Source organism: Streptomyces sp. NBC_01635 (genome assembly GCF_045209715.1).
GTDB classification, from domain to species: Bacteria; Actinomycetota; Actinomycetes; order Streptomycetales; family Streptomycetaceae; genus Streptomyces; species Streptomyces hirsutus.
In genome coordinates, this window is the sequence record NZ_CP109277.1 from 1121059 (window position 1) to 1133884 (window position 12826).

General features: G+C 70.3%; 8 protein-coding genes and 1 pseudogene. 6 read left to right on the top strand and 3 right to left on the bottom strand.

The window, feature by feature from the left end; all coding sequences use genetic code 11:
• The first annotated feature begins 235 nt into the window (after positions 1 to 235).
• The 3 genes from OHB56_RS05500 to OHB56_RS05510 all read left to right on the top strand — a co-directional run bounded on the left by OHB56_RS05500 (position 236) and on the right by OHB56_RS05510 (position 2790).
• Positions 236 to 643: a nuclear transport factor 2 family protein gene (locus OHB56_RS05500; protein ID WP_406351942.1), complete on the top strand. Its 408-nt coding sequence runs from the start codon at positions 236 to 238 to the stop codon at positions 641 to 643.
• The gene (locus OHB56_RS05505) at positions 643 to 1485 is read left to right on the top strand and encodes an NAD(P)H-binding protein (protein ID WP_406351943.1); all 843 of its coding nucleotides are present in this window, start codon (positions 643 to 645) and stop codon (positions 1483 to 1485) included. The genes OHB56_RS05500 and OHB56_RS05505 overlap by 1 nt, the downstream gene beginning before the upstream one ends.
• A 237-nt stretch (positions 1486 to 1722) precedes the next feature.
• A complete protein-coding gene (locus OHB56_RS05510; RefSeq protein WP_326751140.1) occupies positions 1723 to 2790 on the top strand; it encodes a site-specific integrase in 1068 nt (355 codons plus the stop codon).
• Between the two features lie 65 nt (positions 2791 to 2855).
• Here the strand turns inward: OHB56_RS05510 and OHB56_RS05515 are convergent, their stop codons facing one another.
• Complete coding sequence (locus OHB56_RS05515; protein WP_406351945.1) at positions 2856 to 3743, bottom strand: GNAT family N-acetyltransferase; 888 nt, start codon at positions 3741 to 3743, stop codon at positions 2856 to 2858.
• Positions 3744 to 3847: 104 nt separating this feature from the next.
• Between OHB56_RS05515 and OHB56_RS05520 the strand changes: the two genes are divergently transcribed.
• Complete coding sequence (locus OHB56_RS05520) at positions 3848 to 4648, top strand: calcium-binding protein (RefSeq protein ID WP_406351947.1); 801 nt, start codon at positions 3848 to 3850, stop codon at positions 4646 to 4648.
• 579 nt (positions 4649 to 5227) lie between these two features.
• On the opposite strand, the gene OHB56_RS05525 is transcribed toward OHB56_RS05520, so the two are convergent.
• A complete protein-coding gene (locus OHB56_RS05525) occupies positions 5228 to 5656 on the bottom strand; it encodes a lamin tail domain-containing protein (RefSeq protein WP_326751143.1) in 429 nt (142 codons plus the stop codon).
• A 1253-nt stretch (positions 5657 to 6909) separates the two neighbouring features.
• Positions 6910 to 7992, bottom strand: a pseudogene (locus OHB56_RS05530) (AMP-binding protein); the annotation flags it as partial.
• Between the two features lie 153 nt (positions 7993 to 8145).
• On the opposite strand from OHB56_RS05530, the gene OHB56_RS05535 reads away from it, so the two are divergent.
• Both OHB56_RS05535 and OHB56_RS05540 read left to right on the top strand, forming a co-directional pair.
• Positions 8146 to 10626: a penicillin acylase family protein gene (locus OHB56_RS05535; protein WP_406351949.1), complete on the top strand. Its 2481-nt coding sequence runs from the start codon at positions 8146 to 8148 to the stop codon at positions 10624 to 10626.
• 382 nt (positions 10627 to 11008) lie between these two features.
• Positions 11009 to 12817 (top strand): serine hydrolase, encoded by a 1809-nt coding sequence (locus OHB56_RS05540; RefSeq protein ID WP_406351951.1) that lies wholly within the window; start codon positions 11009 to 11011, stop codon positions 12815 to 12817.
• Positions 12818 to 12826 lie beyond the last annotated feature (9 nt).

Here is a 12826-nt window from a genome sequence, read left to right on the forward strand (position 1 = left end):
ACTGTGCCTGGCAGCCCCACTTCGCCGCCCCAGACCACTAACGGACTGATGTGGAATCGGGTCCCGATGTCAACCCTCGAAGGACTTACGACGCTGACCACTAAGCCTCGCACTGCCGGTCCGGGGCTTAGCTGTCCGTTCCGCGCCCGCACGTCTGCTGTGCATGGTGGCATGGTCGGTTTGTTGACTACGAGGAGATGTGGTGTTCAGGACCCCTGAGGAAATTTTTCGCCGCATGATCGATCTGATGCTGGTCAAAGACATGAATGCCGTGGCAGATCTGTGGGCGTCTGACGGCATTGCGGAATTCCCTTTCGCAGCTGGGAGCTCCCCTCGTGTTCTCCGCGGACGTGAGGAGGTACGTGCCTACCTCGCCCACTATCCGGACCTGATGGACATGAAGGAGGTGACCGCACTTACCGTGCGACCCACGGATCAAACGGACACCGTCGTCGTGGAGTGGACGGCCACCGGCCGCACTGTGGCCACCTCCCAGCCTTACCGCTTGGACTACATCGTGGTTCTCACGGCCCGCGACGGGCTGATCGCTCTGTTCCGGGATTACTGGAGCCCGCTGTCGGCGGCCGCCGCTGCCGGGGGTCTCGCCGGGCTGATCGACTCGCTGGAAAGGAAGGACGTCTGATGTCCGGAGTGCTGGTGACCGGAGGCACCGGCAAGACCGGCAAGACGCTGGTGCAAGAGCTCCGCAACGCTGGTGTGCCAACTCGGGGAGCCAGCCGGAACCCGACCGCAGCCGATCCTGATGCGATCCGCTTCGACTGGAGTGACCCGACCACATATGGACCTGCGCTCGACGGGATGGACCGGGTCTTCCTGCTTCCGCCGGTGGAGAGTGTGGACCCGCTGCCGCTGGTCGAGCCCTTCCTGCGCCAAGCGCAGCGAGCCGGTGTCCGGCGACTCGTGATGCTCGGCTCCGCCATTGTGTTGCCGAATGCGCCCAGTGCTGTGCAGCTGGCCGCTCAGGTTCAGGCTCAGCCCGGAGGTGTCGTACTCCGCGCGTCTGGCTTCATGCAGAACTTCCTGCGCCCGCACCCCCTGGCCGAGCGCATCCATCGACTCAGTGAGATTCGCACCGCAGCCGGTGACGGCAAGCTGGGGTGGGTCGATGCGCGGGACATCGCGGCCAGTGCTGCTGCGCTGTTGGCTGACCTGGGGGTGGATGCTCGAAGCGACTACCTGATCACCGGACCGCACGGGATGAGCTACCCACAGGCCGCGCAGATCATCACCGCGCAGACCGGCAGACAGGTTCGGGTGGAGCGTATTACGGAGGAGGAGCAGGCTGCCGCCTACCGCGCCTCCGGAATGCCAACCGAGTTCGCTGCAGCGCTTGCCGCCGTCGAGCGTGGCATCAAAGAGGGACGCGAAGACCAGGTCAGCACCGCAGTGCTCGAACTGACCGGCCGTCCGCCGCGCGCCTTTGCCGAATTCGTCTCTGATCACGCGTACGAGTGGACGCAGTAGTGCCTGAACAGCAGCGATGTGCCGCCGAGTAGGAACCACGCAGAGAGTGCGGTTTGGCGCCACTTGATTTGACGCCCCATCGGATTGGGCGTGGCCCGCCTGCGCCTGCCGCAGTAAATGCCGGATTTACTGCGGCAGAGCCCCTACCGTGATCACCGCGACCTGCGGCGGACGATTCCGGCCGCCGGGGTGAGGTGTACGCAATTACTGCGGCAGCGCCGGAAGGGCGGTGCGGGCATGGCGATCGAACCAGTGACCGAACTCGAAAGCGGGGGCGCGCTTCGACTGCCGCGCGCCCGGGTCGTGCCCCTGTCCGCCCCGCCGCCGTCATACACCGCGGCAGTCGAGCGGTACCTCACTGGTGCGGGCATCGCGAAGTCCTCGGCGCGGATCTACCGGATCTCGCTGACGACGTGGGGGTGGATGCTCACTGGTGAACCCGCGCCGACCGGGCCCGCCCGCCGAGGCGCGAAGCCGCCCGTCTTCCCCGTCACCGCGATCGGCGACCCGGCGCTGCCCGAAGTGCTGGCCGAACTGGCGGCGGCACGGGCGGACGCGATGGACGCCGACACCGTCAACCGGGAACTTTCCATCGCGCGCAAGGCGATCGGCTGGTGGCAGCGCCAGGGCTGGATCGAAGGCGACCCGACGATCGGGATCGAGCGGCGGCCGGCCCCGCCGGACCGCACCAGGGCTCTGGCCGAGAACCAGATCGCCGCCCTGTGGCGCCTGGACGTCGGGCTCCGGGAGAAGACGCAGTGGAAGATGCTCTACGAGTCCGCCGCACGGGCCGACGAGGTGCTGTGCCTGAACGTGGAAGACCTGTACCCGCAGGACAAGCGCGGAAGGATCACCGCCAAGGGCGGGGCGACGGAGTGGATTCACTGGCAGTCCGGCACCGCCCAGCTCCTGCCCCGCCTCATCGCCCGCCGCACCCGCGGCCCGCTGTTCCTCACCGACCGCAAGGCCCCGGCCGGGACACCGACGCTCGACGTGTGCCCGGAGACCGGTCGGGCCCGGCTCTCCTACCGCAGGGCCGAGGAAATCTTCGAGGAGAACACCCGGCTGCTGGCCAACCCGCTCGCCTCACCCAAGGGCATCGAGGACCTGGACGGCTGGACCCTCCACCGGCTTCGGCACAGTGCGTTGACGCACGACGCCGAGGGCGGCACGTCCACGCCGATGCTGCTGGCCCGCTCCCGCCACGCCTCCGTACGGTCCCTGGAGCGGTACGCTCGCCCCGGCGTCGACGCGGTTGCCCGGCACGTCGCCGAGCGAGACCCCGCTGCTCGCCGCCGCAGGTGAGTCCGAGCGTTCAGGGTTTCAAGATCACCCTGTTGCCCCTTTGACGCGTATCTCGGTCAGACCCCTCACCCGGCCTCTGGTGCGCCGTAGGAGAACTTGTACCCGGCGAAGTCGGCGACGTGGACATACCCAATGCGCTGGTAGAGGGCATTGCTGGTGGGGTTGCCCGGGTCCGTGAACAGGACGACGTCCGTCGCCCCCGCGGCCAGCGCGGCACGGCTCGCCTCGACCGTGACGGCCCCGGCGTAGCCGCGGCCGCGGAGGTGGGCGGGGGTGTAGACGGGGTCGATCCGGACCATGCCGCCGATGACCGATGTCGCGGCCGCCATCGAGACGGGGGTGCCGTCCGGGGTCTCCCAGAAGGTGAAGTGCCGGTCGCCGAAACGCGAGTGGTCCCAGGAACCGGCGTCGATCAAGTCGATGGAGGACTGCTCCCCGACGTCGACGCAGAACTCACGGCACCAGCGCGCGACGTGTTCGCGGTCTGTCCCGCCCGTGAGACGGCCCCGGCCCTTGGGGCGCGGCTGCGGCGGGGTGAGTGTGCCGAGACGGTAGAGATGCGTCCGCCAGAAGAGTGCTGGCACCGCGCCCGTGTGCCGCTGCCAGGAGTCGGCGTATGCGGTGGCGGTGTCGTGGTCCGCGATGACGTTGGCGGGCGAGTGGCCAAGGACGGCCAGGTGGGCGGCGAGGGCATCGGTCTGCTCGACAGAGAGGGGGGTGAGGCCCAGGCGGCCGCGCGAAGTGAGATAGAAGACCGCGTGGATCTCGCCTCCGGACTCCAGTCGGCCGAAGACGGCGGTGACGGGGCCGTGTGCGTCCGGCCTGCGTATCCGCAGTTTCTCGATGTCCGTCAGCGGCGTGTTGTGCAGGGCAGGGAGCGAGCACAGGAAGTCCCCGGCTCGGGCGAGGAAGTCGTCAACGTCTTGGGTGAGGTGCCAGTCATCCGGAAGCATGCTTCATGATCCCGGACGACCTCCACCCTGGGACTGCTTGCTCAACATCTTTCAGCCACGTGACTGACTGCTCCCGATCAGTCGCCGCCCCTGTCGGCAAAGGAATGGCGAGCTCAAGCGGTCAGCGCATCACCGCGGCAGGCTTCGCCGGGGCCCTCGCCCTGTCCGCGCTCACGATTCCGGCGGCCGCCCAGGCGAATGACTTCTCGGGCGACATCAGGATCACGAAGGTGGTCGTCAACGGAGGGAAGGACATCGTTCTGGGGACCACGGACGTGAAGACGTTCACCATCGCGGTGACCGCCACGGACGACTCGGGCATCGAGGTCGGAAACACCTTCCCTGTCATGTGGCACACGCCCCTCCCGAACGGCGACTATTACGGTCTCGTGACCCCCGAGGACGTCGCGGGCAAGTGCGTGCGCCAGAGCTTCACCACGACCACCTGCACCCACACGCTGAAAATCAACCCGCGCATCCACCCTCAGGACAACAGCACGGCCGGGACCTGGACCGTGGGAGCCCACGTCCTGGCCAACGACGGTGACTACATCACCAAGGACTCCGCCGCCAAGGCGAAGGTCCTGCGCAACTCCAGGCTGACGGCCAACGCCTCGCCGGAACCGGTGAAGAAGAACAAGACGATCACCGTCACGGGCAAGCTGACCCGCGCCAACTGGGAGACCTACAAGTACGGGGGCTACACCAAGCAGCCGGTGAAGCTCCAGTTCAAGAAGAAGGGCACCAGCACCTACAAGACCCTCAAGACCGTCACGACGGACGGCAAGGGCAACCTGAGGACGACGACGAAGGCCACGGCGGACGGCTACTTCCGCTACTCCTTCGCAGGCACGGCCACCACCCCGGCGGTCGCCTCCGCGGCGGACTACGTCGACGTGAAGTAACCCTCGGGAGGGTCATCCGTCCTCCGGCAAGCGCAGAGGGCCCAGGCCGGAGACCCTTCGGTCCGGGCCTTCTCGAGCCCCGGCTGTTTCCCGGCCGGCGGGCCGGTCAGCCGCTGCATCCCTTCGCGCTCTTCAAGTTGATCGACGATCTCGGCGTCCCCCCTCCCCCCCACGGTCATTAAGAGGGCGGGTTCTACGGTGAATTGGCGACAGTTGAATACGCGAGCCCACCAGTACCGAGGGCCGGGTGGCTGCCTTGGGGAAAGCCTTCTGCCCAACCCGCTCTTGCGCAGCCGGCCATGCCGTCTGCTGAGCCCGAGCCGCAGGCGGTCCTGCTCGTACGAACTGACCAGCTGCTTCGGCCGAATTCGCACAGCCTCGAGCCGTGAAGTCGCAGTCCAGGAGCAGGACAGGGGAACTGCTCAGGCGATAAAGAAGCCATTTCATTTGGCACTCGCAGGCGGCCGAACCGTTTGCACCACTACGGCGCGCCGCCCTTTCGAGGGGGCGGCGCGCCATAGTGGTGGGGTGAGGGTGTGCTGGTGCCGGACCCTGGCTGCTGGCACGGCCCGTCTGGGGTCAGCGGCGACCGCCGCGGCGGCGGCCCCAGGACTCGGTGTCGACCGTGCGGCCGCGGTCGTTGCGCAGGGTGGCGGTGTCGGAGCGGTTGTCCCACACGTAGGCGCGGCGGTCCTGGTAGAGGTCGGTGCGGGTGTCGCGGCCGATGCCGGTGTGGACGCGGACGGTGGCGCGGCTGGCGAGACGGACGTGGTCGAAGCGGTAGCGGTGGCCGTCCTCGTCGCGCAGCGTCCAGCCGTCCAGGTTCACCGCGCGACGGCTGTTGTTGGTGATCTCCATCCACTCCTTGTTCAGGGAGCGGTTGGAGCGGTCGTCGCGTCCCGGGGAGTCGTACTGCACGTCGGTGATCTGCACGTCCGGCCGGTGCGGCCGGTGCTCAGCCGCCGAGGTCGGCACCGTCAGGACCGTGGTCAGGGCGCCGGCGCTCAAGGCGGCGGCGGTCAGACGGCGAGCGGTAATGGAGATGGGGTGTGACCGAGATACGGGTCGAAGGGGCAACGGAATGATCTTGAAGCCTCGGGAGAGCAGGACCTGACCGCCACCCGCCTCGGGCGGACACGATCGGCAAGGACGAGGCGAAGGGGCACGTCCTGCAGAGCGCCGACGGCGACAGGGATGTCGCCCTGCACGCGTGGCAGGAGGCCGAGCTGCCGGAGCGCGAGCCGGTCACCGCCGAACAGCTCGGGCAGGCCCTGCTGCGGCTCCCCGGCGATCGCCCGGCCGTAGCCCCGACTGGTGTCTCGCGGCCCGGGCGCGCTGCCCCTGCTGTCCGGGACACAACCTGGACGAGTCCCTGACCAGCCCGGACAGTCAGCGACTGTCCGGGACAGCCAGATGCCGTTGCTCCGGCTTGCCGACAGCAAGCAGTCTTCCGTAGTGCCCGGTTGGTGTGCTGTTTCCATGCCACACCAAGACGGCACCGACGATCAGGTATCCGCGCGGCTCGGCAGTACGAGCCCAACACCCAGACAAGGAGATACTCATGCGTATACGTCACGCTCTCGCGAGCGCGGCTCTCGGCACCGCGCTCGCATTCGGCGCCCTGGCCATGCCAGCACAGGCCGCTGCCGTACCCACCGCCACCGGGGCTGCTGTATCAACGAAGGCGACCGAGACTTCCTCGTCGTCCCCGGCCTCTGTCCCAGCATCGTGGCGTCCCTTCGAGCGGTACTACTGGAAGTTGGAGTGCCTCGCCGCTGGCGTGGCCAACACAGTGGGGCCTGGCGGTTGGGCAATCGACTACGACTGCAGGGTCGACACGGCAAACTCGAATTACTACCGGCTCTGGCTTTACTACTGAGCTTGACCCTGACGCGTAAATAACAGCAGATCAGCAGGACTGGGCGCCCGGCTTTCGCGGAGGACCGCCGGGTGTCCAGGCTGCGTCTTCCCTCGGGTTGAGGGTAACGATGAAGCCGAGCTGGTTGAGGCGTTCAGCGACCGTCTGGTCCTGATCACCGTCCGCCTCGCTCACCGCCGGGGTCTGCTCCAGGGCTGGCGCGGCAAGATGGGCGCCGGCACAACCCCGGCCTCCGAAGCTGCAGGCGTCAGGCTGGGCCTGACAAACTGGCGAGCCGGCGCGGACCCCGAAGGGCTCGCTCCCGTGGCGGACCTGTTTCATGGATGGCCGTCAAGCGGTTCAAGATCATCCCGTTGCCCCTTTGGCCTGTACCCCGATCACACCCCTCGCACAGCTGCGGCGACCGGTAGACGATCTCGCCGGGCGTCCCGTCGGGTACGTCCTCGCCGTCCTCGTCGACCACCCGCGCGTCCACGAACAGCACGGGCCGCCCGCAGGAGTCCATGCGCCCCTTGTGCTCGTCGGGTGCGAGGACGGTCGCCAGCGGTCCGATCTCGCTCTGCCCGAAGCAGTTGTAGACGGCCAGGTCCGGCAGCCGCTCCGTGAGCCGCTCCAGGACCGGCACGGGCATGATCGACGCCCCGTAGTACGCCTTGCGCAGTCCGCTCAGGTCGCGGGTCGCGAAGTCGGGGCGGTGGGACAGGCCGATCCAGACCGTGGGCGGGGCGAACAGGCTGTCCGCGCGGCCCGCCTCGATCAGGTCGAAGATCCGGTCGCCGTCGGGCGCGTCGAGGATGACGTTGGTCGCGCCGACCGCGAGGTGGGGCAGCAGGAAGACGTGCATCTGCGCCGAGTGGTAGAGCGGCAGCGCGTGCACGGGGAGGTCGCCCGCCTGCAGGTCCAAGGCGGTGATGGCGCTCAGGTACTCGTGCACCAGGGCGCGGTGGGTCATCATCGCGCCCTTGGGCCGGGCGGTGGTGCCCGAGGTGTAGAGCAGCTGCACCAGGTCCTCGGAGCGCGGCTCGGGACCGTCGTGGGCGGGTGCCTCGGCCAGGAGGTCGAGCAGCGAGTCGTCGGCGTCGCGCAGGGGCAGCGTCCGCACGCCGTCCGGGAGCCGCCCGGCGAGGTCGGGGTCGGCGAGGACCAGGCCGCTGCCGGACTGGCCGACGAGGTAGGCGAGGTCGTCGCCGGTCAGGTTCTGGTTGACCGGTACGTGCACGAGGCCCGCGCGGGCGCAGGCGAGGAAGCCGATCAGGTAGGCGTCGGAGTTGTGGCCGTAAGCGCCGACCCGGTCGCCGGACGACAGGCCCGCGCCGAGCAGGACGCTCGCCGCGCGGGAGACGGCGGTGTCGAGTGCGTCGTACGTCCAGGTGCGGTCGCCGTACTCGACGGCGACGCGCGCCGGGGTGCGGCGGGCGCTGCGTCGCAGGAGTCCGTCAACCGTGCCGGCGTGTCCGGGCGTCATGGAAGTCGATCCTCGGTTCACCGGCCGGGGAGGTCAAGGGACCGGGCCGGTCGGCACCAGGCCGCGCGGACGGTCCGACTCACGCCCCGGACCGGTGAGGATGTCCGCTGTTACCCTCAACCACCCCTTCCCCCAGTGATGTCGGGAGGCACGATGCGCTTACGTCCGAGACGGTCGGCCGTCGCGGCGGTGACCCTGTTGACCATGGGTGCCACGCTGCCGGCCGTTGCCGCCGAGCAACCGGACCGTCAGGAACATCCGTCCCACCGCGGTCTGTCCGCTGTGGTCCGCTACACCGAGCACGGCATTCCGCACATCGTCGCGAAGGACTACGCGAACCTGGGCTTCGGCAACGGCTGGGCTCAGGCCGCCGACCAGGTGTGCACCCTGGCCGACGGCTTCGTGACGGTCCGCGGCGACCGCTCGCGGTTCTTCGGGCCAGACGCCGCGCCCGACCACTCGCTCTCCTCGGCCGGCACGAACCTCTCCAGCGACCTGTACTTCCGGGGCGTGCGGGAGGCCGGCACGGTGGAGAAGCTGCTCGCGCGGCCCGCGCCGAGTGGTCCGAGCCGTTCGGTGAAGGAGCTGATGCGGGGCTTCGCGGCCGGGTACAACGCGTGGCTGAAGCAGAACCGGATCACCGATCCGGCCTGCCGGAACGCCGACTGGGTGCGGCCGGTGACCACGCTGGACGTGGCGGCGCGCGGATTCGCGATCGCCGTGCTGGGCGGGGAGGGCCGGACCGTGGACGCCATCACGGCCGCCCGGCCGCCGGCTTCGGCCGGGCCGGGCGCGGCGGAGGGTCCGGGATCCTCGGCATCACCGGGGTCCGCCGGGAGCTCGGAGGCCGGGGGCACGGCGGGGACGGCTCCGTCGCCCTCGCCCGAGGAGGCCGCGCGGGCCGCTCGTGAGCTGTTCGCCGCCGACAGGGCCGACATGGGCTCCAACGCGGTCGCCTTCAGCGGCAAGGCCACGGCGAACGGGCGCGGCCTGCTGCTCGGCAACCCGCACTATCCCTGGCAGGGCGGCCGCCGGTTCTGGCAGTCGCAGCAGACCATCCCCGGCGAGCTGAACGTGACGGGCGGTTCCCTCCTCGGCACGGTGACGGTGTCCATAGGACACAACGCGCACATGGCGTGGAGCCACACCGTCGCCACCGGTGTCACGCTCAACCTCCACCAGCTGACGCTCGACCCGGCCGATCCGACGGTCTATCTGGTCGACGGCCGGCGGGAACGGATGCGGAAACGTACCGTCACCGTGCCGGTGGCGAACGGCGCTCCGGTGACCCGCAGCCAGTGGTGGACCCGCTACGGCCCCGTCGTCACCTCGCTCGGCGCCTCGCTGCCCCTGCCCTGGACGGGCGGCACGGCCTACGCGCTGAACGATCCCAACGCCGCCAACCTGCGTGCCTCCGACACCGGGCTGGGTTTCGGCAAGGCCCGCAGCACCCGCGACGTCCTCGACACGCTGCGGCGCACCCAGGGACTGCCCTGGGTCAACACGGTCGCCGCCGACTCCCGGGGCCACAGCCTGTTCACCCAGTCGCAGGTGCTTCCCCGCATCACCGACGAACTCGCGCAGCGCTGTTCGACGGCGCTCGGCCAGGCCACCTACCCCTCGTCGGGGCTCGCGGTCCTGGACGGTTCCCGCGGGGACTGCGCCCTCGGCCGCGACCGTGACGCCGTGCAGCCGGGCATCTTCGGCCAGTCCCGGATGCCCACCCTGAAGGACGCGCCGTACGCGGAGAACTCCAACGACAGCGCGTGGCTGTCCAACGCCGACCGGCCGCTGGCCGGCTACGAGCGGGTCTTCGGCACGATCGGCACACAGCGGTCGATGCGCACCCGGGGTGCCATCGAGGACGTCGCGGCGATGGCGGACCGGGGCGGCCTGACCGTACGGGACCTCGAGCGGCAGCAGTTCGCCGACCGAGTGCCCGCGGCCGCTCTCGCCGGGGACGACGTGGCGAAGGCCTGCGCCGCGCTGCCGGGCGGCACCGCGCGGGGCACGGACGGCAGGGAGGTGGACGTTCGGGAGTCGTGTGCCGTGCTCGCCCGGTGGGACCGCACCATGGACACCGACAGCCGGGGCGCACTGCTCTTCGACCGGTTCTGGCGGAGGCTCACGGCGGCGGCGGGGACGCAGTTGTGGAAGGTGCCGTTCTCGGCCGCCGATCCGGTCCGCACCCCGCGCGGTCTCGACACCTCCGTTCCGGCCTTCGCCACGGCTCTCGCGGACACCGTCGCCGAGCTGCGGGCGGCGGGGATCGCGCTCGGCTCCCGGCTCGGCGAGCACCAGTTCGTGGAGCGGGGCGGCAAGCGGATCGCCGTGCCCGGCGGTACGGAGTCGCTGGGCGTCTGGAACAAGGTCGAGGCGTGGTGGGACCCGGCCCGCGGGTACACGGAGGTGTCGACCGGGTCCAGTTACGTCCAGGCCGTCGGCTGGGACGGCAGCGGGTGCCCGGTGGCCCGGACGCTGCTGACGTACTCCCAGTCGTCGAACCCGAACTCGCCGTACTTCAGCGACCAGACACGGCTGTTCTCCGGTGAGCGGTGGGTGACGTCCCGCTTCTGCGAGAAGGACATCCGGTCCTCGCCGGAGCTGAAGGTGGTCCGCGTGCGGGAGCGTTGAACGAGACCTCGTGCGTCGACGCGGGGTGAGAACCGCATGCGCATGCGACGAGTGAGGTCGCACGGGCCCGTCCGGTGGTGAGCGGTCGCCGCACCGGGCGGGTCCCGCCCTTCCCCTCGGCCGCCGAGGCCGAGCGCGGCGGCCGTCTGCCGCCCGCTGCCGGTGCCTTCGACGCGGAGCGCGGGCAGGGGCGTGACGGCGCCGGCGGCCCAGGATGAGCACCAGGGCGGCGGTCTCCCCGGTGCGGCCGCCGGCCCGGCCGATGACCCCGCACGCCCCATTGACACATCCCGCACCTGACAGGAAAGTTTCACCCCGCAAGGCGATTCCCGAAAGAATCTTTCAGGCCGCCGGCGCGGCCACGACACGGGAGGAACCCTCCATGGCGGACGAAGAGCCGAGTGGCATCACACGCCGTCAACTCGGCGGACGAGCACTGGCCTTGGGCGGCGCCCTGGCCTTCGCCTCCCTCCCGGCCGACCCGGTCTCGGCGGCCTCGCCGGCTGCGGCGGGATCGGCTGCGGCGGGTGGTGGACACCCGACCCTGCGGCGCGGGCCGGCCCGGCGGGCCGGACTGCTCGCCGGCCATCTGGACCGACTCGCCACCGATGCCGAGGCGTTCCTCGGCCCTTCGCCCGAACACCCCTGGTACGCGGGGGCCGTGCTGCTCGCCGGGCGCGGCGGCACCGTGGCCCTGCACCGGCCCATCGGCATGGCGGTGCGCTACCAGGCCTACGACGAGAGGACCGACACCGGCGTCGAGTTCCCGGCGGACCGGCAGATCCCCATGACCGAGGACACCGTCTTCGACCTGGCCTCGGTGTCGAAACTGTTCACCTCGGTCCTCGCGGTGCAGCAGATCGAGCGGGGCACGCTGGAACTGGAGGCGGCCGTCGCCTCGTACCTGCCGGACTTCGGCCGCGCCGGCAAGGCGGGTGTGACACTCCGTCATCTGCTCACGCACACCTCGGGTTTCCGCGCCTGGATCCCGCTCTACAAAGCGCCCACGCACGAGGAGCGCGTCCGGCTCGTCCTCGACGAGGCACCCGTCAGCGCGCCCGGAACGGCGTATCTGTACTCGGACCTGAACCTGATCTCGCTCCAGCTGGTGCTCGAGAAGGTCACCGGCCGCTCCCTGGACGTCCTCCTGCGGGAGGAGATCACCGGCCCCCTGGGCATGGACCGCACCCGCTACAACCCGCCCGCCTCCTGGAAACCGGGGATCGCCGCCACCGAGGACGCCCGCCCGCCCTGGTCCGGCCTCGACCGGGGGCTGGTGTGGGGCGAGGTGCACGACGAGAACGCCTACAGCCTGGGCGGGGTCGCGGGCCACGCGGGTGTGTTCTCCTGCGCCTGGGATCTGGCGGTCCTCGGCCGGACCCTGCTCAACGGCGGCGGCTACGGCCGGGCGCGCATCCTCAGACCGGAGTCGGTGGAGCTGATGTTCACCGACTTCAACACCGGCTTTCCCGGGGATGAGCACGGACTGGGCTTCGAGCTCTACCAGCACTGGTACATGGGTGCGATGGCCACCCCGCGCACGGCGGGCCACACCGGGTTCACCGGTACCTCGCTGGTGCTCGACCCGACGACCGACTCGTTCCTCGTCGTCCTGGGCAACTCGGTTCATCCGGTCCGCAGTTGGCGCTCCGGCTCGGCTCCCCGGGTCGCCGCCGCGAACCAGCTGGCCCGCGCGGTCCCGGTCCGGACGGCGCCGGGGCGGGGTGGGCGGACGTCCTGGTTCTCCGGGATGGCCGGTTCGACGACGGCGACGCTCACGCTGCCCGCGCTGGACACATCGTCCGGCGGGGCGCGGCTGCGCTGTGCCCTGTGGTGGGACACCGAGCCGCACGCCGACCTCCTCACCCTGGAGGCCACGACCGACGGTGGCACCGCCTGGCAGCCGGTGCCGTTCGTCACCGAGCGCCGGGACGGGGCACCGGAGCAGCATGCGGCGGGCACCGCGACGGGCTGGTCGGGCCGTGTGTGGCACGGGCTCACCGCCGGCCTGCCCGCCGCGCGGAGCCTCACCCTGCGCTGGCGGTACGCGACGGACCGGCTGTACGTGGGGCGCGGTGCCTACGTCGACGGGATGCGCGTCCGGGCGGACGGCCGCGTCCTGTTCGACGAGGCCCGTCCGGCGGACGCCGCCCGCGTCGAGGCGACGGGATGGACCCGGTCCGCCGACTGATCCGGCAGG

What these genes read in the sequence shown, in the direction of transcription:
- OHB56_RS05500 (WP_406351942.1), top strand. Translation starts at nt 236, where the DNA reads ATGATCGATCTGATGCTGGTCAAAGACATGAATGCCGTGGCAGATCTG.
- OHB56_RS05505 (WP_406351943.1), top strand. Translation starts at nt 643, where the DNA reads ATGTCCGGAGTGCTGGTGACCGGAGGCACCGGCAAGACCGGCAAGACG.
- OHB56_RS05510 (WP_326751140.1), top strand. Translation starts at nt 1,723, where the DNA reads ATGGCGATCGAACCAGTGACCGAACTCGAAAGCGGGGGCGCGCTTCGA.
- OHB56_RS05515 (WP_406351945.1), bottom strand. Translation starts at nt 3,743, where the DNA reads ATGCTTCCGGATGACTGGCACCTCACCCAAGACGTTGACGACTTCCTC.
- OHB56_RS05520 (WP_406351947.1), top strand. Translation starts at nt 3,848, where the DNA reads ATGGCGAGCTCAAGCGGTCAGCGCATCACCGCGGCAGGCTTCGCCGGG.
- OHB56_RS05535 (WP_406351949.1), top strand. Translation starts at nt 8,146, where the DNA reads ATGCGCTTACGTCCGAGACGGTCGGCCGTCGCGGCGGTGACCCTGTTG.
- OHB56_RS05540 (WP_406351951.1), top strand. Translation starts at nt 11,009, where the DNA reads ATGGCGGACGAAGAGCCGAGTGGCATCACACGCCGTCAACTCGGCGGA.